Consider the following 19399-nt stretch of genomic DNA (forward strand, 5'->3'; position numbering starts at 1 on the left):
CATGATATAAAAGGAAGGCGATTAAATGAACTGGATTAATTCTATAAAAAACTATACCCCTTATAATGAACAAGAGAAAAAAGATAAAGAGTTAATACTTAGTGCAATTGAAAATTATAACAACTTATTAACTCGTGAAAATGTAGTTATGCATATGACTAGCTCAGGATATATTGTAAATAAAAATAGAGATAAGGTTTTAATGATTTATCATAAAATTTATAATTCATGGGCTTGGACGGGTGGTCATGCAGATGGTGATGATGATATGCTTTATATCGCTATAAAAGAAGCTAAGGAAGAAACTGGCCTTAAAAATGTAACTGCTATTACTCCTGATATCTTCTCTTTAGATGTTCTTACTGTTAATGGTCATGTTAAAAGAGGTAACTACGTCTCCTCTCACTTACATTTAAATGTTACATACTTACTTGAAGCTGATGAAAATGAAGCTTTAATTGTTAATAAAGAAGAAACAGAAGGGGTTAAGTGGTTACCTATTAATGAATTATCTAAGTACTGTAGCGAAGAATATATGATTGAAAATGTATATAATAAACTTAATAAAAAAATAAATCTTTTATAAAAATAATAATGAAATATGATGAAGATTAAAGGAAACTTAATATATATTATTAATTTAATCTGATTTAACCCCTCAAGGTTGTTTTTGATATTTGATAATTATTATCTATTGATATATATTGTTTTTAAAGAAACAATTAATTACTTGAGGTGATAAAAATGAAATTTATGATGGACATAAGAGAAAAGACTTCTTTATTACATAGTGCTTCTGAAAATACAGGTTATATAAAAAAATTAGTAGATGGAACTGCTTCAGTTGAAGGCTATGCTGAATATATTTTTAATCTTGAAAAAATGTATAAAGCTATTGAAGATGCTTTAGATAAAAATAGCTCAAATGATGTAATTAAACCTTTTGTTACAAAAGAATTATATCGTTCTGAACTTATAAGAAAGGATTTACAATTCTTACTTGGGGATAAATTAGAAGCTATGAAACCATTAGCTTCCACTGAAGCCTCTGTTGCAAGAATTGAGGAATTATCAAAGACTAAACCTGAACTTGTAGTTGCATATGCTTACACAAGATTTTTAGCTGATTTATTTGGTGGTAGAACCTTCCTTTCATTATTAAGCACAAACTACAAGATTTCAAATGAAGGATTAAACTACTATCAATTCCCTGATATTAGTGATTTAAGAGGTTATGTTATGAAATATCATAATCTATTAGGTGAAATTAAATTATCAGATGACCTTAAAGTTGATTTTATAAATGAAGTTAACAATGCTTATATTTATAACCTTGCAATTTCAAATGAATTAGAAGCTAAATTAAAATAATATTCTTTTCTTTATTCTAAATTAAAATATCCTAAGATGTAGAAGATATTAAGCTTCTTATCTTAGGATATTTTTATATATTATTTATTCTTTATTGATTTACGAATATAGATTGCAATTGTTCCAAATATAACAATTAAAGATATAGGTAAAAATGCACTTGATAAATTCTTCATCTCTGAATTCATTCCAATTACTATCTTTGATTGGGTATAAAAAAACATAGATGCTATTTCAATATTAATAATCTTCATAAATGTTGATGCCATCAAATATTGTTTTTCTTTATTTATTGGATTTATTTCAACACAATAATTATACACTTCAGGATATTTAGATAAAATAGCCATTCCAATATAAACTATAACAACTACTGGTAATAAAATAAACATTGTATTCTTTGAACCATATCCATCAACTTCTCCATTAAAATTATAATGAGTTGGTACAATTTCAGGTGCATTTATCCAACCTATAAATGTAATTAAAACTAAAGCTATAATTAATACTACACCTACTATATCTATGATTTTATTTAATTTTTTATAAGTAGCTTTATCCATAACTACTCCCCCTAATAATAGTATTAAATACCTTTTATGCCTTAATTATATTCCTTTTTACTATATTTGCAAATAAATTTCAAGGGAGTATCTAAATTTTTAATACAACAACATGCATCATGGTTACCTTTTGCTAATATAACTTGAGTTCCCTGTGATTCTTCATTTACAGCCTTCACACAATTTTCTGCTTCCTTTGGTCCTACATAGTCACCACCAAAAATCATATAATCTAAAGGCTTTGAATCTTTATCTAAATTAGATAACCATGACTTTAAATTCGAAATATCACCATGAACATCTGATGTAGTGCCTATATAGTGAATGTCTTAATTATTATAATCAAACCTATTTAAATTTTGAATTTATTTTTTTGATCTTACTTTTCAATATAAAATATTGTATAACCCATATAACTATAAATATTATAATAAAAATTCCAAAATAACTTACAAATCCCATAAGACTATGCTCCATCCAATTCATTAAATAAGCAATGGGCATCATCACTATAGATGTAATAAAAAAATATATACTTGTTTGTTTTGCTATACTCCAATTATCCATTTCCCAAATTACCGAACTTCCTGCAAAAGCTGAGCCTACAAATCCACTTAAAATAGTTTGCAAAATAACTGCATTAATTTCACTACCCGTTGCATCAATAAGCCCTGGAGCACATGGTGAATAATATCCTTGTCCAAAGCAAATGGAAATAATAATTGAAATAATATATCCAATTGAAATCCCTAAAGGGAATCCTAATAAACTAAGAAAAAAAGCTTTCTTTTTCATATAACCACCTCATAATCCTAATATTTGTTTTATTTTAGCAACATATCGTCTTGAAACATATGTTACTGTATTGTCTAACATTGAAACACAAATAGTACCAGTAAAACTCAAATCAAAAGATTTTACCTTTTTTAAATTTATAATTTCTGAATTAGAAATACGAACAAAGTTATTTTTATTAAGACGTTCTTCCAACTCATATAAGCGTAGTCTTAGGGAATATTCCCCTTTATTTGTCAAGGCAATTACTTTTCCATCTACTGTATAAATACGACTAATATTTGATTGGTCTAATATCTCCAAAATACCTTTCTGAAAACCAGCTATTATCTGTGGTTCTTCATCAGAAAGCTTTTTTATTATATTATTTATTTCATCTGTCATCTTATCAGTAATTATAATAACTTTTGGTTCTTTACAGCTATTATCAATTTTTATTTCAACTTGCATCTAATTACCTCCTTCTTATGGTGATATTATAAACATATAAAGACCTATACTCTACTGTTTTTTCATAAGTGGTCAATATTTAAAGATAAGTGGTGAAAATTACACAATTGCTTATACTTATAATTCATCCACCATTTTTTTACTTAACTATTTATATAATAAATAATAATACCCCAACGAATATAATCCGAAAGGGTATTATCTATATTAAGACTTACTATTAGATACTTTGAATTACTCTACATCTGCTTTTTAGTAAATCCTTTATTGCTTTTTCTCTATATTTTTCAACACTATAAAAATTAATAGTATCTATTTTATTATTTAATTCCTTGGCCCATTTTTTATATTTTTTAGGGTTCCTCTTAATAACATCCTTAGCCTGATCCCTATTCTTAATATAGAATGTACCTAAATCTGAATAACTATCAAAGTCAAACTCTTTTAGTTCATACTCCATATGAAAATTCAATAATGAAAATCCATTATCAAATATAGGAGCTAATTTTTCAATTTCTCCTGTATTATTATTTCTAATAAATCCAAAATTATTAAAATGTCTATCTTTATTTTCAATAATATAGTCAAAAACTATCATATCATCTATTCCTAACATTATTTCATCAGAAACTAAACTTTTAATATCATTATATTTCCATCTATCTTTAGTCCCTACTTCTGTAGATAAAAACTCTGCCATTGTTAGGTACCCATGATCAACATCAGTAAACAACTTGCATTTAGTACATAAGATATCTTGCCATCTATCTAATTCATATTTAATATGTGGTATTCCTATTATATCAGCAACTTGTGATGCAATAACCTCTGAATAAGGTTCATTACCTGCATTGGCCGCTCCTGATGAGCCCTTTTTATATAAATAGATTCCATCATCTAGTTGTCTCCATGCTTTACCTAACATTCCTTGTGTAGTTAATTCAGGTGTATTTATTCTACCACCTAAAGATGAAGTATTACCAAAAAAAGTTATTATTCCTAATGATTCTTTAAATCCATTTTCATATAAATTGACACATGAAAAATCTTTATCATACCAGCTTATTTCATCATTTGAATTCTTAATCCAATAAGTATCATTTAATGAAACTCCATTATTAATCTTTAAATAATCAAATGGATCTGGTCTATCACTAAGCATTAAAGCTTCTATTACATTTTCTATATGTTCTCTATTGGTTGGAATTGGTCTGCTATCTAACCAAAAATCAAATATATCTATATTATCCTTTAATCTGTATGGTAATATATTTCTATTTTCCTCATATATTTTTATAACTTCATACTTCTTATCAAGTGTATCAACTTTCTTAAAATCTATTAGAGGTTTATCTTTGGAATATAGTGTATATATATTTTCCATTATTTCACTCTCCCTCTTATATTCTACGTATATCTTTAATAATATAATATCTTAGATATTATATTATAACAATAGTTTATCACATACTAAATGGAACTGTAATTTTGATATAGGGCTATGTGAATAAACTATATTCAGGTAGCGAGATTGAAATTAAAAGCAAAGAAAAAAGCACCCATCCGACCAAGAATAGTGCTTTAAACTCTTAATTAAATCTCTATTTAATTCATATAATAGCCCTAAAACAAAATAAATGTTCTAAGGATTACTTAGTGTTACAGGCACTAAGCTTTTCTTATTTATATAATATCACGTTTTTTTAAAAAATAAACATAATTTTTTGTATCTTATGCCGTTAAAAATAATACAAAGTAAAATAATATAATTGCAATTATAATACTTCCAAGTGCATATAAAAGTTTTTTCATAGTATTCCTCACTATTCTTTATCTTTAAAAATTATTTCATATTTTTTTAAATCATATACATTCCCAAAAAATGCTGTTAACATTTTTTCTCCATTAGTACGAGCATTATCTAATAAACCATTTGCAATAGAATCTTTTTCTGCTTTTTCTTTTAATTCCTTCATTACTTCATTATTTTCTGTAATGGTAACTTTAGTAAAGATACTATCATCCTCATGATATATTTTAAATGAACCTAAGTCTATTTCACTACTTAATACCTTTGACTTTGGTAGCTTTACTTCAATGCTAGTCCCATTTTCTTTCCACTCAATATCTTCAAAATTAAAACCAGCTTTTATAACTATATCGTAGCTATATATGTATTTACTTTGCGTAAATGGTATTGTAATTCCAAACAAGTTCCTTGACTTATCTGTAACATTTAATTCTGTACAATAGGCAGTTTGGGTAGCTAACTCTCCAATATCTTCAAATCCAATTTTTGTAGTCTTATTATCAAATGAAACAAATTTACTTAATCCAATTGCTACAGCAACAATACATGCTAGAATCACAATACCTATTATTTTCTGTTTAATAGAATACCTTTTTAAAAACTTTAATTTAATCCCACCCTTTTTTACCATTTCATTTTGCATACTCATAAACTTTTCCTCTCCCTTTACTTAAAATTCTTCATTACAATAAAGCATACAATTTTCATAAAATAGCATGTCTAAATTCTTAGATGCCTTTATAAATTCTACATAAAAATACATTTTTTATTAGATAAATTAACATAATTATAGCATATTTTTAAATACCCAACTATATTAACTCTAAAAATATGTGTTTATAATCTTAATTCCCTTTTTACATCTTAAAATGACATTTTCCCATTTTATTCTTATGTATATGTTATACATAATTATGTTATAATTTTAAAGTAATATATTAAAATTAAAAGCAAAGAAAAAAGTGCCCCATCCTGCAAAGAGTAGAACTTTTTCTTAATTAATCTTCAATTAATCTTTACCTATTACAACTCTCATATTTTCATCATATTCAATACCTAATTCCTTATATAACTTATCATTTAACTTTATAAGTTTATCATGATAATCCTTGTACTAATTACTTAATATTTTCATGTTAGGTAAAAAGATATCATAGTATCCGCTACTATTAAAAAATTCATTAAGTTGCTTTTTAAACCTATAGAACGGATTCATAATCTTTAATAATGATTTATCATTTTGTTTTTCTATATTATCTAATAATTTTTGCTTATATTTTTCTAACTCTTCCCCTTCTGCATTTAACATATTATTTATTTCACTCTATGTATTTTCTACTAATTAAATTTAGAGTATTACTTATGATACAGTTCAACTTTATATATTCTAATATATAAAATAAATGCAATAATACTTCCATTTAAAATCATTGAAATACTTATTAAAAACTCACTAAAAATTATACTAATAATAAATACTAAAGACATTAATCCAACTACCAATTGCCACTCATAATTGCTTTTTATTTTTTGAGTAATTTCTTGAAACCAGCTACACTTCTTATTTAATTGTATAAATATAGTTAAACTAATTATGTAGGAAATTATCATTAGTAAAATATTTATAGATTTATTCAAATTAATCATCCCCTTATAATAAAATATTATTAACATAAATAATTTATTTTGTATAATTAAAGGTGGATAAATCGTTTATCCACCTTGTTTTTAAACTTAATTTGCTGTTATTTTTAATTTTATAATTCTTTATTTTCAACTTCGTTGTTAATTCTTTTAATTAACTCTTCTAGTTCCATACTACCTTCATCGCCATTCTTTCTACTACGCATAGAAATCTTATTTTCCTGCTCTTCTTTTTCTCCAATAACAATAATGTATTGGATTCTTTCGTTTCTTGCTTCTCTTATTTTATATCCTATTTTTTCGCTTCTAGAATCCATTTCAACTCTTATTCCATTAGCATTTAGTTTGTTTTTAACTTCTTCTGAATAAGCATTGAACTTATCTGATATTGGTAGTATTTTAACTTGAATTGGAGCAAGCCATGTTGGGAATTTACCTGCAAAGTGTTCAATTAATATTCCTATAAATCTTTCTATACTTCCGAATATTACTCTATGAATAACTATTGGTCTATGCTTTTCTCCATCTTTTCCTATATAGTCTAGTTCAAATCTTTGTGGAAGTTGGAAATCTAATTGAATTGTTCCACATTGCCAAGTTCTACCTAAGCTATCTTCAAGGTGAAAATCTATTTTAGGTCCATAAAATGCGCCATCACCTTCATTTATTACATAGTCTAAGTTAAGTTCATTTAATGCTGCTTTTAGTGATTCTTCTGCTAAATTCCAGTCTTCATCACTTCCCATAGAGTCTTCTGGTCTTGTAGATAATTCAATGCTGTATTTGAAGCCAAATATTGAATATACTTTATCAATAAGGTCTACTACACCTTTTATTTCAGATTTTATTTGGTCTGGTAACATGAAAATATGTGCATCATCTTGAGTAAAGGCTCTAACTCTCATAAGTCCATGTAATGCTCCTGAAAGTTCATGTCTATGAACTCTTCCAAGTTCTCCAACTCTCATTGGGAAATCTCTATATGAATGTGCTTCTGATTTATAAACTAGCATTCCTCCTGGGCAATTCATTGGCTTTAATGCAAATTCTTCTTCATCAATCATTGAAGTGTACATATTTTCTTTGTAATGATACCAATGTCCTGAAGTTTCCCATAGCTTTTTATTTAACATAATTGGTGTTTCAACTTCAACATATCCAGCATCATAATGAAGCTTTCTCCAGAAATCAATTAAAGTATTTTTAAGTACTACACCCTTAGGTAAGAAGAATGGGAAACCTGGCCCCTCATTCATAAATGTAAATAACTTTAATTCTTTGCCTAATTTTCTATGGTCTCTTTTCTTAGCTTCTTCTAAGTTATGAAGATGTTTTTCTAGTTGTTCTTTATTTGAAAATGCTACACCATATACTCTTTGTAACATCTTATTTTTTTCGTTTCCTCTCCAATATGCCCCAGCTACACTTGTTAATTTAAAAGCCTTTACGTATTTTGTTGATTTAATATGAGGTCCTCTACAAAGGTCAATATGTTCACCTTGTTTGTATAAAGAGATTTTTTCATTTTCTGGTAAATCTCTTATTAATTCTACCTTATATGGCTCATCTTTTTCTTCCATTAGCTTTATAGCATCTTCTCTTGGAATATCAATTCTTTCAAAGCCTAAGTTTTCTTTAATTATATTATTCATTTCTTTTTCGATTTTTTGTAAATCCTCTGTAGTTAATGGAGTTTCTATGTCAAAATCATAATAAAATCCATTTTCTATTGAAGGTCCTATAGCTAGTTTTGCATCCTTATAAATTCTCTTTACAGCTTGTGCTAATATATGAGAGGTAGAATGTCTTATAACTTCAACTGCTTTTTCATCATCTGCTGTTAATATATTTACCTCATCATTATTTTTTAGCTTGTAGTCTAAATCAACTAAGGTCTTATTAACTTCCCCAACTACTGCTTCTTTTCCTAAATTTCTGCTAATTGATTTTGCAAGATCAAGAACAGTTGAATTTTCTTCAATTTCTCTTATTGATCCATCATTAATTCTTATTTGTATACTCATTCTTTTACCTCCTACTTAAAGTTTAATTTTAAATATAAAAAAAGCATCCATCCCTAGCTTGGGACGAATGCGATTATCCGTGGTTCCACCCAAATTGAATTAAAAAATTCAATTCTTCTCTATAGCTTTAACGACTTTCACCGATGACATTTCACTTAATTTAGCTAATAAATCATAGCTCCAGGGTAGTTTTTCTTATAGTCATATTTAGAAATACTTGCAGTCAATGATATTTCCTCCCTGAAAATTGTATTCTATAATACTTTTCCCTTTCATAGCTTATTTAATATTTAATTTATATCACCTAGATTATAGTCCTTTTAGATTATATTGTAAATACCTAATTAGTATTTAAATTCTAAATATTCAGCTCTTTGTAAATTTTATAAGGTCTACTTGAATAAACTCCTACTAAGTTTTTTACCTTTATTTCTATTCCTGATTCTTCAAGAACCTCTCTTGTTACACCTTCAATTAAATCTTCTCCATTCTCAATTTGTCCCCCTGGAAATTCCCATCCTCTATGTGGATTATTTATTTCTTGTAAATAAGGAATTTAATCGTCTATAAGATCTTTAGTTGCAGGACTTTCTATTAATCTTCCCTTATAATCAAATCTTGATCCATGACATGGACAATCCCATGTTAATTCATCTGCATTCCAATGAAGTTGGCACCCTAAATGAGCACATTTTGTTGTTACAAAAAATGCTTTACCTTCATTGTCTTTATAAACACCAACTTTTTCTCCATCATAATCAACAATTCCACCATGACCATTTTTAATATGTTCTATCCTATTACTTGGAATATAAACTTTTTGTGCAATAAAATTCTTTGCTGTTTGGCTTATATCTTTAGCTATATTATTTATTGATAATGATAAATCAAATCTTTTTGGTGAAAATATATCTGAAAAATCATTTTCTTTTTCTAATATCATATCTGATATTATCATTGCTGCTACCATAGAATTTGTCATTCCCCATTTGTTAAATCCTGTAGCAACATATATATTAGGTGTTTCATAAGAATATTCTCCTATATATGGTATTCCATCCATAGTCATGCAATCTTGAGCTGACCAATAATATTTTTCTTTTGAATTTGGAAATAATTCTTTTGTTACCTGCCTTAACTTATCATAGCTTCCACCCTCTTCATTTTCACCTGTTCTTTGGGTTATTCCGCCTAATAATAACAAGTTTTTATATGTCCTAAAGGAATACCCCTCTTTATCAGCATCTATATACATTCCATCAATATTATTTACATTTTCTAAAGCTATAACATAAGACCTTTCTTGATGCATTCGCATAAAATAATATCCTGGTGTATTCATTATTGGATAATGTGTTGCTACAACTATATGGTTTGCAGTTATCTCTCCCCTATTTGTAACTACTAAATTCTCTTTAATTTCTAACGCTCTAGTATTTTCATATATAATTAAATCCTTTGAAATATCTTTTAAAAATTTTAGTGGATTAAACTGTCCTTGATTATTAAACTTAACAGCTCCTTTAATTTCAAAAGGAAGGTTAGTTTCTTTTATAAATTCAGCCTTGATTCCTAATTTCTTAGCAGCTTCTACCTCTTCTTTAAGCTTATCTATCTCATTTAAAGAATATATATACGCTGACTTCTCTTCAAAATCACACTCTATTTTTCTTTTTTCAATAATTTCTTTATATTTTTTTATGGCTATTTCATTTGCTTTGGCATATTGCCTAGCTCCTTCTTCTCCAAATTCCAATATTAATTTGTTATAGATCAAATCATGTTGAGATGTTATCTTTGCAGTAGTATTTTTAGTGTTTCCACCTGCTATTTCATCTCCTTCAATTACAATTACATCTTTCCCACTTTCCTTTAACATGTAAGCTATTAATACTCCTGCTATTCCTGCACCAATAACTAAAATATCAGTTTTTATGTCTCCCTTTAAAGCTTCTCTTTTTTCAAAATTACAACTTTCGCTCCATATAGATTTCATAAAATCACCTCAATTTTAGTATTCCAATTTTTAAATAATATAAATAATAATTGTATGTATTTTTAATCAATTTATAAAAATCCCCCTAGAAATTTTAATAGTTTTATAGTAAAATTATAAAAAAATAATTGGAGGTATTAATTATGGCTCTTGGATATTTATTTATTTTATTCGTTGTTCTTATAGGAGTAAGTATACTTGGAATAACTTTACTTTACCTTTCAAAAAATGACAAGATAAAAAATATAGCATTTTACGCTTTAGCTGTTTGGGCAATATTAATTGCTTTTCTTAATGCAACTAGCTTACCAACAAACTACTTTACAGAAAAAAGTATTGCATGGGCTGTTGGAATAGTTTCACTAATTGGAGTTATACTTAGGCTTAAAAACCCTAAAAAAACAATTATCCCAAATATCCTTGTAACAGCTTCAATAATATTTGGATTATACACTTTAATATTTTAAATTTAATTTATAAAAATAAGCTATTGTTTCACATTACCAGATGCGAAATAATAGCTTTTAACCATTTAATTTATATATAATTAAACCATTCTCCTTTCATTTTGATATATTCGATTAAAAATAAATATCATTAAAATATTTTATGGCTTTTTATCATGTATAATTATTTGTTTATTTCCCTTTAAGTATATAATTATTTCTTCTTTTGTAATTTGTATTTCTGCCCCCATCATTCCGTAAATAAATCCTATAATCGCTATTGTTACTATAAAAATCATAAGCAGTATATTATGCTTTAAGTTTATGTGTGTAAAACCATTTATGTTAATTATCATAATAAAATACATAATGAAACAATATAAAAATATATCTAAAAATATAGATATAAAGTAGTCTAGTTTTGGATTGATAGATAAACACTCTACTTTTGGCAATCTCATTTTTTTATACTTCATAGTAACTTTTTCTATAAATATTTTTAAAATATACTTATTTATAAAAACTTGTCCCACTATTGATATAACCTTTACTATCATATTAGCTTTTGAAAATATTAATGTTAATATTGCAGTACATAAAGTTAGTAAAATATATGAATATTTTTTAATAAATTCTTTGTTCATTATGTCACATCCTTAATTGCTATTTTATATTTTTTATATCTTAATTATATACCAAGAAAATTAAGTAGAAACTATATTTTCCATAAATACCTTTACAAATTAACTTTTATGAAGAAAAATAATGTATTACTAGATGTTTATGCTAATTCTCTACCTAAAACAATTATTTTTGCTTTAGGAGGAATTTTATTATTAGTTCTTATGCTAAAAATAGATTATAGAAATTTAAAGAAGTACTGTAAATTTATTTATATATCAACAATAATTATTTCTTTGATAACAATATTCTTCTCATCTCATATAAATGGTGCTATTGGATGGGTAATTATTGGACCTATATCTTTTAATATTTTTACTATAGCTCCTTTTTTCTTAATAATTTCTCTAGCTGGGATTTTTGAAAATTGGAATTGGAATAATAAAAAATATTTATGTATAGGATTATTACTAGCTCTTTTACCCAGTTTGATTTTTATACTTGAAGCTTCATTATCTAATGCAACAATATATTTAATTGCAGCTATAACAGTAATGTTTATTTCTGGAGTAAAGTTAAAACATATAATTATTTCATTTTCACCTTTAGTTATATTCCTTACAGGATTTTTTCTTTCTGCTCCCTATAGAATTAACAGGTTATTAGGCTTTCTTAATCCATATAATGACCCTGAAGGTAGTGGCTGGATTTATATTAAGCTAAATGATTTAAGAAATTCTGCTGGATTATTTGGAAATGGTGCAATATTTGCAGCTCAATTCCTATTAAATATATTAATGAATTTCTCTGCTTCACCTATAACAGGTGTAGGACTTCCTTTTATAAGTTATGGAGGAAGCAGCTTATTAATTAACATTTTTGCTATTGCAATAATAAGTAATGTTTATAAATGGAGAAATACTCCTTTTTCATCAATAAATTAAGTAATTTAAAAGGGATATCAAAATAGATATCCCCTTTGTTATTCTTTAACCTTCAATAAATTTATTAATCTCATCTAAGTTCCAGTTTTAAATTCTAATTTCACATAATTATCCAAACTATAAAAGGAATATACATTAACAAGCATAGTACCCTTTGCCATAATCCCCCAAGTGAAAATAGACTATCTTTAAACTTTGGTTTATTCCCTATAGCAAAAAATATAAAGGATATTAAACTTAAAATAAAAAATATAAATGAAATCCAACCTAATACTATATCCCCAGAATTAAATCCTAAAATTGCAAGAAATAGATTTGAAAATTGAAGTGCTACAAACCCAATAGCTGATCCTATTCTATGTGTCTTAGACGAAACTGTAACATCTTCTTTTTTCTCATTTAGAGGAAAAAGACCTGAAATTATCTCATCTCCAAATCCATATATTGAAAGTAACAAAAATATAGTTATTGCCACTCCAAAATTTATATTTTCATAATATAAAAATATTCTATATCCAAAGAAAGGAAAAATAACTCCTGAAGCTATCATCCATAAATTATAAATAATTCCCCAAGGACTATTTTCACATCCTAAAACACTCATAACTTGATTAGTATGACTATATCCTTTATAAGGAATAGCTATAACAAACGGTATGACTAAATCTATTACCATAACACCTAAAAATAACATATCTTTCAAAACAATTCTCCTCCCAACAATACCCTCTCCATACTACTTAAAACATTAGAGAATATCATAAACTTATATTCTCTAAACACTTGTCCTACAAAATTTCACTACGTAAATTACTTTTATATTTTCTACCAATTGGTATAACCTCTCTATTACTTAATACTAATTCTATATTTTTAAATTCTCTTATTTTTGCAATATTAACTATATAACTTCTATGACATCTTTCAAAACCCTTATTACTTAAAGCTTTTTCTATATTATCTATTTTCTCATAAAACTCAAAGTAATTATCCTCAGTATATAAAATAACTTTTCCTTGCCTTGCTTCAAAATAGAATATATCTTTTAGTTTAAAAACTATAGTCTTTCCACTTCTAGTAACCTTATAGCTATCCATTAATTCTTTATTTAATTCTTCAATAGCTCTAAAGAAATTGTTTTCTATTTTTTCTTCCATTGCTGGCTTTATCATATAAGACATAGCTGATACCTCATATCCCTCTAAGGCGTACTTTTTGCTATTACTTAAAAAAATTATTTTAACAGTTTTATCCTTCTTTCTAATTTCTTTTGCAACCTTTAATCCATTAATTCCCTCTAAAATTACATCTAGAAAAATAATATCATATGAAATATCCCCATTTAAATAAGAATCTACTAATTCTTCTCCCTCATCAAATTTATCTATAATAATTCCGATATTATTCTTTAAACATATTTTCCCCAATATATTCTTAAGTAAATTTACATCCTCTTTATTATTATCACAAATAGCCACTTTCACCATACATTTTCCATCCTTAACCCGTATATAACTTAATATTTCCTCAAACAATTTATAATATTAATGTTAAATAAAAAAAAGCCAACTAAAGCATATCATAAACATACTTTAATTGACTCTAAAATCTAAAAATCTTATTTAAAATAATCTATATATGCATTAAATTAATATTTATATCAATTATTATAATATAGGTTATTGTAAATATCTTCAACTATCTATCTGTATTTAATTTTTTACTACAAAGAAGTATTACTTGTAACATTGTAAATGGAAGGGAACTATTTCTTCTATAAGCTAAATATTTTGGTACCCATTGTTTAGTGTACTTCTCTTTAAAGTTTCTAATCCCTATAAAGGAGTAAAAGTTTTGACCATATATTGATAATTGAGCTGCTATACGTTCACTAACAAAGGAATATCTTGATGTCCCTACGTTAGCTAAAGGTGCCATTCCTATATTGAAATTCTTATAGCCTTCTTGCTTTCCATACTCTATGATATTTAAAATCATAAAATCCATAGTGCCTACTATAGCATCATTAGAATATCTCATTAAATCTATAGATAAACTTCTCTCATTATCATACATAGGCATCATATTTGCAAAACATTTTATTTTATTATTTTCATCTCTAACTATAAATAGTCTATCTAAATTTAAATAATCCTCATCAAAGAATCCCATCGAAAAGCCTTTTTCTTTTTTTCCATCAAGCCATTCTTCTGATACTTCTTTAAGTTCTTCTATTAGCTCTTCTGAAAACTTTGGTTTAACTACTTCAAATGTATAACCTGCTTTAGCTATCTTATTGTAACCTGCTCTTAATCCTCTTGTTTTCTTACCTGCTATTGAGAAATTAGTCAAATCAACTATTCCCTCTTCTCCAAGCTTCATAAATTGATATCCATATTGATGTAATGTTGGAATCATCTTTTGATCTATTTGATAAAATATAGGTGTATAACCATATCTATCTGCTAAATTATAAAACTCGTCTATTGCTGATATAAATTCAAGCTTATTTCCTGCTGGATTTCCTAAAACTATAAGCTTATCTGCATATCTTTGATATTGAATTAAAACTGTTTTATTTTCATTTATAAAAACATACTTATCATCTAAATATAATAAATGAGTTAATGATGTTCCTTTATAATTTTCTAAAATTTCAGCTACTACTTCCTTATTATCACCAAAGGTTTCAAAGGGATATTTTTTATATTTACCAATCAAATATACAAATGCTATAAATACTATAGATAAAATAAAACCTACTAAACTACTTAAAAGTAAATAATTATAATTGTATTCAAGTACAGCTCTTACATAAGTACTTATTTTCTTAAACTTAAATGGAAATCTTGGAAAATATATTACTAAATAAAAGATAAAAAATCCAAATAAGAAAATCACATCTTGCACTAATCTTTCCCAAGAGAATACAAAGCTTTCTCTATAGAAATTCTTTTTACTAAACCATAAAAATATCATAACAAATACTAAAAATCCAATTTGCCAAGGTGAAGAATGTTCTATTAATGAACTAGCTAAAGCACATCCTAGTAAAATAATAACTACCTTAAAAATATCTTTTGATTTATAAGCAAGCATTCTTGAAATTGCTATTAATAAAAATCCCATTATTATTTCTGTAGTTAATGATATATTACTTGCTGGTTCTAGCATCTTATATATATGTCTAAAGGTTTCCCTCATTTCTGGTAATGCTCTAAAAAGTAAAATCATAATTCCTGTTAAGAATATTAATATTGCTGAAATACTATATGAAATATGTGATGATATTGATGAAAATATATTGTTATATTTTTTATCTATAACAGTTTTACCTTCATGTATAGCAAGAACTACACCTATTAGAACTGGGAATATGTAATAGCTTACACGATATAAAACTAGTGCTAATAATGCTTGTTCTTTTGCAACCCCAAAAGCACCAAGTCCCATTATAAAAGTTAAATCGAAAGTTCCAAGGCCACCTGGTATCATACTTATTATACCTACTGCACATGAAGTTACGTATATTGGGAATATATGTGTAAATGTTACTTTAGTCCCTAAAATTCTAATTATAGAATAAATTAAAATTACTGAAGTTATCCATTCTATAACGGATATACCCATTATTTTAAGAGTATTTATTGCTTCACTCTTCTTTTCTGTCTTAAAATATCTATATAAATTATAGATTATAAGAGTTGGTGTATATAAAGCTATTATGCACATAGCTATTTCAATTATGTTATACTCTCTCATACGCCAAATATTAGAAATTGAATATAAAAAACATACCATTGAGAAACCAGTAAAGTTTAATGCAACTATTTTTGTTACTTCTTTTACTAAACTTTTCTTATCATCTCTATTTATATGTGGTGAATAAAAATATCCCTTTAGAGCTATTGCAGACGTACCACCAAATCCTACAATACTTGCAATTGAACTTGCTATCCAAGAGTACTTATAAAGTCTTTTGTTACTTAAATCTATTTTACAAACATCCTTTAAAACAAAATCATACATTGATAAAGGTATGTATGAAACTAGCCCTAAAATTCCTATTACTATTAAATTCAAAATAGTCAATCTATCTTTATATATATTAAAAGTTCTAAAATCAAAGGTCTTAAATAGTTTTGTAAACTCCATAGAAATCAAAATAAAAATTGCAGTAATAAATAATATTTTTAAACCCAGCATTATCCTATCCTTTAATTTTCTATCCATGCTTATCTCTTACCTCCGCTTAAATTTGTTTACATCTTATTAATTGTTTATTCATCACTCAAATAATAATATCTCATTTAAATAATTAAAATAATTCCATAAAACTATAAAAAAGATTACTTAAAGTACTGCTCTAGGCAGATATTTTCTGTAATCCCTTGTTTATTATATATCACTTATTGTCTTTATTCAAAAGAATCCACTATTATTATGATTTTTTTAAGATTTTATTAAGATATTCATAACTTTTTAAGATTTATATATTATTACAAAAATCGCCTCTTACCATACTTATATTTTATTTTAATTAAATTTTACTTTACATAATTACTTATAATTAAGTTTTATGATAAAACTTAATAAAAAATTCAAAATATATAGACTATTTCCCCTTTAAATCTATCTTTTTTTACTGTAATATATTGTAATATATTCTTATTATTTATCAACTTGTATTTCTTTAATATTAAAAATCGAAGGAAGGTTTGTATTTTATGAGTTTAAATAACGCTGATAACATAAAAGAACTAAAAAATATATTAAGTGATTTATATCTAAAATACGGAACTACAGATGAAACTTTAAAATTAAGTCAATTACTAGACATTATAATTGAAAACCAACAAAACATTATTGTTAACCTTAGAAAAAATAAAGAAAAGTTTAAAAATATTATTTATGCTGCTAGCGATGTTATTTTTGAAATAGATATAACTAATAATGAGTTGTTATATTCAAAAGAAAACTTACCTTTAGATATTATGGAAACTAGAGATAAAACTCAAAATATTTATAACTTAATATTTTCATATGTAGCTTATAACTTCGTACATCCTAATGATTGTAAAGAATTTAAAAGCAAATTTTCCATAGCAAATATAGAAAATCTAATTGTAGAAGGCAAAGAAGCTCCTTATATGGATTTAAGATTTCTACACAATAACGATTATTTATGGGTTACTTGTAGTATCATCCCTGTTGTTAATGATGATGAAGTGGTGCTAGTTGTTTATGCTAAGAATATACATTCAAAAAAATTAAAGGAGCTTGAACTTATAAGAAAAACTCAAAATGATCCTTTAACAAACCTATATAATAAAACCTTTACTAAAAGCAAAATTGAAAATATAATATCAAATTCTCCTATAACTTACTATTACTTTATTATTGTAGATTTAGATAACTTCTCATTAATCAATAAAAATTTAGGTCATAGTTTTGGTGATGCTGTTTTACAAGATATATCTAAACAAATAAAAAGTATCTTTATGGATGCAGATGTAATTGGTAGAGTTGGTGGAGACGAATTTGTAGTATTTACTAAAGAAATAGATAATAAAATTTCATTATTATATAAATTAAATAAATTGAAGGTATTGTTAAGACAAAGTTATGGTCGTAATGGAAGTAAAGTAAATATTTCTGCTAGTATGGGGGTATCAACTTATCCTCAAGATGGTTCATCTTTTAATGATTTATATGAAAAATCTAAAAAAGCTCTTTATTTAAGCAAAAGACTTGGAAAGGATTCTTATGTATTTTACGATTCTTCTGTTCATCTTCACTTAAAAAATACTATAAAAAGCTCAGTAGATAATTCTGATCCTATTTACGTACTATCTGATATAAAACAAAATATTTTTGAATATATATTTAGAATTCTTTATGAAACAAAAGATACTTATACAGCTATTAACCTTATATTAAAAATAGTTGGGGAAAATTTTAATCTAAGTAGAGTTTATATCTTTGAGATTTTTGAGAATGGTCTATACTCTTCTAATACTTTTGAATGGTGTAATGAGGGTATCCCTTCTCAGCTTGAAAATATGAAAAAATTATATACTTCAGACTTTAAAGAGTCTGCCCCTCATTTTGATAGTAATAGCGTATTTTTCTGTGACGATATAACTACAATCAAAGGAAAATTTCATGAAATAATGGCTAAACAAAACATAAAATCCTTTATGCAATGTGCTGTTTTTCAAGAAGATAGATTTGTTGGCTCTGTAGGCTTTGATGAATGTGTTAATGAAAATAGAGTGTGGACAATGGAAGAGAGAAAAATATTAAATATTATCTCAAATATAATTAGCACTTTTTTATTTAAAGAAAGATCCTATACTAAACTATTAAATAGTGAAAAAATTAATAGATCTATATTAGAAACCCTAGATACCTATACCTATGTAATAGATATGGATAATTTTGATTTACTTTATATAAATAAAAAGATTAGAAATCTTATGCCTAATGCTAAAATAGGTGATAAATGTCATAAATTAGTTTTTAATAAAGATAAACCTTGTAAGGTATGTCCAATAAAACTTCTAAAGGAATCTGGAAAATCTAATACTGAAGCTATAGAAAATTATAATCCATTATATAATTTTTGGACTAGCTCCGTTGCTTCAAAGATTAAATGGGAAAATAAAGATAACGTATGTCTTATAAGTTGTCATGATATAAGTAAATATAAAAAATAACTTTAATATAAAAAAT

At 25.9% G+C, this 19399-nt stretch carries 20 protein-coding genes and 1 other annotated feature; of the genes, 5 read left to right on the forward strand and 15 right to left on the reverse strand.

Going from position 1 to position 19399, the window contains the following annotated elements; translation table 11 throughout:
• The first annotated feature begins 25 nt into the window (after positions 1–25).
• Together BTM21_RS09520 and BTM21_RS09525 are read left to right on the forward strand one after the other, a co-directional pair.
• The gene (locus tag BTM21_RS09520; protein ID WP_021874918.1) at positions 26–586 is read left to right on the forward strand and encodes an NUDIX hydrolase; all 561 of its coding nucleotides are present in this window, start codon (positions 26–28) and stop codon (positions 584–586) included.
• Positions 587–744: 158 nt separating this feature from the next.
• A complete protein-coding gene (locus BTM21_RS09525) occupies positions 745–1371 on the forward strand; it encodes a biliverdin-producing heme oxygenase (protein WP_079481132.1) in 627 nt (208 codons plus the stop codon).
• An 80-nt stretch (positions 1372–1451) separates the two neighbouring features.
• Here the strand turns inward: BTM21_RS09525 and BTM21_RS09530 are convergent, their stop codons facing one another.
• The 11 genes from BTM21_RS09530 to BTM21_RS09580 form a co-directional block, all read right to left on the reverse strand.
• The gene (locus tag BTM21_RS09530; protein WP_021874916.1) at positions 1452–1934 is read right to left on the reverse strand and encodes a DUF1648 domain-containing protein; all 483 of its coding nucleotides are present in this window, start codon (positions 1932–1934) and stop codon (positions 1452–1454) included.
• A gap of 41 nt (positions 1935–1975) precedes the next feature.
• Positions 1976–2260 carry a metallophosphoesterase family protein gene (locus BTM21_RS09535; protein ID WP_096145418.1) on the reverse strand — a complete coding sequence of 95 codons (285 nt, stop codon included), beginning with the start codon at positions 2258–2260 and terminating at the stop codon, positions 1976–1978.
• Between the two features lie 22 nt (positions 2261–2282).
• Positions 2283–2729 carry a DUF3021 domain-containing protein gene (locus BTM21_RS09540; RefSeq protein ID WP_021874914.1) on the reverse strand — a complete coding sequence of 149 codons (447 nt, stop codon included), beginning with the start codon at positions 2727–2729 and terminating at the stop codon, positions 2283–2285.
• 9 nt (positions 2730–2738) lie between these two features.
• Positions 2739–3179, reverse strand: a complete 441-nt coding sequence (locus BTM21_RS09545) for a LytTR family DNA-binding domain-containing protein (RefSeq protein WP_021874913.1) — start codon at positions 3177–3179, stop codon at positions 2739–2741.
• Between the two features lie 220 nt (positions 3180–3399).
• Positions 3400–4563 carry a HipA domain-containing protein gene (locus tag BTM21_RS09550; RefSeq protein WP_021874912.1) on the reverse strand — a complete coding sequence of 388 codons (1164 nt, stop codon included), beginning with the start codon at positions 4561–4563 and terminating at the stop codon, positions 3400–3402.
• A gap of 439 nt (positions 4564–5002) precedes the next feature.
• Complete coding sequence (locus BTM21_RS09555) at positions 5003–5638, reverse strand: DUF4230 domain-containing protein (RefSeq protein ID WP_021874911.1); 636 nt, start codon at positions 5636–5638, stop codon at positions 5003–5005.
• A 465-nt stretch (positions 5639–6103) separates the two neighbouring features.
• Positions 6104–6298, reverse strand: a complete 195-nt coding sequence (locus BTM21_RS09560) for a hypothetical protein (protein WP_021874910.1) — start codon at positions 6296–6298, stop codon at positions 6104–6106.
• A gap of 47 nt (positions 6299–6345) precedes the next feature.
• The gene (locus tag BTM21_RS09565) at positions 6346–6627 is read right to left on the reverse strand and encodes a hypothetical protein (protein WP_079481130.1); all 282 of its coding nucleotides are present in this window, start codon (positions 6625–6627) and stop codon (positions 6346–6348) included.
• Between the two features lie 119 nt (positions 6628–6746).
• Positions 6747–8657, reverse strand: coding sequence for a threonine--tRNA ligase (gene thrS / locus BTM21_RS09570; RefSeq protein ID WP_021874908.1), 1911 nt, complete (start codon positions 8655–8657; stop codon positions 6747–6749).
• A gap of 56 nt (positions 8658–8713) precedes the next feature.
• Positions 8714–8942, reverse strand: a binding site (T-box leader).
• A gap of 73 nt (positions 8943–9015) precedes the next feature.
• Entirely contained in the window at positions 9016–9213 is a 198-nt protein-coding gene (locus tag BTM21_RS13985) for an NUDIX hydrolase (protein ID WP_311195401.1), read from the reverse strand.
• On the reverse strand, positions 9214–10653 hold the full coding sequence (locus BTM21_RS09580) for an FAD-dependent oxidoreductase (protein WP_021874907.1): 1440 nt from the start codon (positions 10651–10653) through the stop codon (positions 9214–9216).
• A 143-nt stretch (positions 10654–10796) separates the two neighbouring features.
• Here BTM21_RS09580 and BTM21_RS09585 point away from each other — a divergent pair, with 143 nt between their 5' ends.
• On the forward strand, positions 10797–11120 hold the full coding sequence (locus BTM21_RS09585; protein WP_021874906.1) for a hypothetical protein: 324 nt from the start codon (positions 10797–10799) through the stop codon (positions 11118–11120).
• Between the two features lie 140 nt (positions 11121–11260).
• Here the strand turns inward: BTM21_RS09585 and BTM21_RS09590 are convergent, their stop codons facing one another.
• Positions 11261–11743, reverse strand: a complete 483-nt coding sequence (locus tag BTM21_RS09590) for a hypothetical protein (RefSeq protein WP_096145419.1) — start codon at positions 11741–11743, stop codon at positions 11261–11263.
• 108 nt (positions 11744–11851) lie between these two features.
• Between BTM21_RS09590 and BTM21_RS09595 the strand changes: the two genes are divergently transcribed.
• Positions 11852–12664: an FtsW/RodA/SpoVE family cell cycle protein gene (locus tag BTM21_RS09595; protein ID WP_021874904.1), complete on the forward strand. Its 813-nt coding sequence runs from the start codon at positions 11852–11854 to the stop codon at positions 12662–12664.
• Between the two features lie 100 nt (positions 12665–12764).
• Here the strand turns inward: BTM21_RS09595 and BTM21_RS09600 are convergent, their stop codons facing one another.
• The 3 genes from BTM21_RS09600 to mprF form a co-directional block, all read right to left on the reverse strand.
• Positions 12765–13358: a DUF998 domain-containing protein gene (locus tag BTM21_RS09600; RefSeq protein WP_021874903.1), complete on the reverse strand. Its 594-nt coding sequence runs from the start codon at positions 13356–13358 to the stop codon at positions 12765–12767.
• A gap of 94 nt (positions 13359–13452) precedes the next feature.
• On the reverse strand, positions 13453–14151 hold the full coding sequence (locus BTM21_RS09605) for a LytR/AlgR family response regulator transcription factor (RefSeq protein ID WP_079481129.1): 699 nt from the start codon (positions 14149–14151) through the stop codon (positions 13453–13455).
• Between the two features lie 211 nt (positions 14152–14362).
• Positions 14363–16897, reverse strand: a complete 2535-nt coding sequence (mprF, locus tag BTM21_RS09610; protein WP_079481128.1) for a bifunctional lysylphosphatidylglycerol flippase/synthetase MprF — start codon at positions 16895–16897, stop codon at positions 14363–14365.
• A gap of 494 nt (positions 16898–17391) precedes the next feature.
• Here mprF and BTM21_RS09615 point away from each other — a divergent pair, with 494 nt between their 5' ends.
• A complete protein-coding gene (locus BTM21_RS09615; protein ID WP_021874900.1) occupies positions 17392–19383 on the forward strand; it encodes a GGDEF domain-containing protein in 1992 nt (663 codons plus the stop codon).
• The last annotated feature ends 16 nt before the right edge of the window (positions 19384–19399 follow it).

Source organism: Clostridium chauvoei, assembly GCF_002327185.1.
Taxonomy (GTDB): Bacteria; Bacillota; Clostridia; order Clostridiales; family Clostridiaceae; genus Clostridium; species Clostridium chauvoei.

Coding starts and splice junctions, on each gene's coding strand:
- mprF (WP_079481128.1), bottom strand. CDS start 16,897: ATGGATAGAAAATTAAAGGATAGGATAATGCTGGGTTTAAAAATATTA.
- BTM21_RS09600 (WP_021874903.1), bottom strand. CDS start 13,358: ATGTTATTTTTAGGTGTTATGGTAATAGATTTAGTCATACCGTTTGTT.
- BTM21_RS09615 (WP_021874900.1), top strand. CDS start 17,392: ATGAGTTTAAATAACGCTGATAACATAAAAGAACTAAAAAATATATTA.
- BTM21_RS09540 (WP_021874914.1), bottom strand. CDS start 2,729: ATGAAAAAGAAAGCTTTTTTTCTTAGTTTATTAGGATTCCCTTTAGGG.
- BTM21_RS09595 (WP_021874904.1), top strand. CDS start 11,852: ATGAAGAAAAATAATGTATTACTAGATGTTTATGCTAATTCTCTACCT.
- BTM21_RS09545 (WP_021874913.1), bottom strand. CDS start 3,179: ATGCAAGTTGAAATAAAAATTGATAATAGCTGTAAAGAACCAAAAGTT.
- thrS (WP_021874908.1), bottom strand. CDS start 8,657: ATGAGTATACAAATAAGAATTAATGATGGATCAATAAGAGAAATTGAA.
- BTM21_RS09590 (WP_096145419.1), bottom strand. CDS start 11,743: ATGAACAAAGAATTTATTAAAAAATATTCATATATTTTACTAACTTTA.
- BTM21_RS09530 (WP_021874916.1), bottom strand. CDS start 1,934: ATGGATAAAGCTACTTATAAAAAATTAAATAAAATCATAGATATAGTA.
- BTM21_RS09550 (WP_021874912.1), bottom strand. CDS start 4,563: ATGGAAAATATATATACACTATATTCCAAAGATAAACCTCTAATAGAT.
- BTM21_RS09520 (WP_021874918.1), top strand. CDS start 26: ATGAACTGGATTAATTCTATAAAAAACTATACCCCTTATAATGAACAA.
- BTM21_RS09580 (WP_021874907.1), bottom strand. CDS start 10,653: ATGAAATCTATATGGAGCGAAAGTTGTAATTTTGAAAAAAGAGAAGCT.
- BTM21_RS09605 (WP_079481129.1), bottom strand. CDS start 14,151: ATGGTGAAAGTGGCTATTTGTGATAATAATAAAGAGGATGTAAATTTA.
- BTM21_RS09525 (WP_079481132.1), top strand. CDS start 745: ATGAAATTTATGATGGACATAAGAGAAAAGACTTCTTTATTACATAGT.
- BTM21_RS09560 (WP_021874910.1), bottom strand. CDS start 6,298: ATGTTAAATGCAGAAGGGGAAGAGTTAGAAAAATATAAGCAAAAATTA.
- BTM21_RS09555 (WP_021874911.1), bottom strand. CDS start 5,638: ATGAGTATGCAAAATGAAATGGTAAAAAAGGGTGGGATTAAATTAAAG.
- BTM21_RS09585 (WP_021874906.1), top strand. CDS start 10,797: ATGGCTCTTGGATATTTATTTATTTTATTCGTTGTTCTTATAGGAGTA.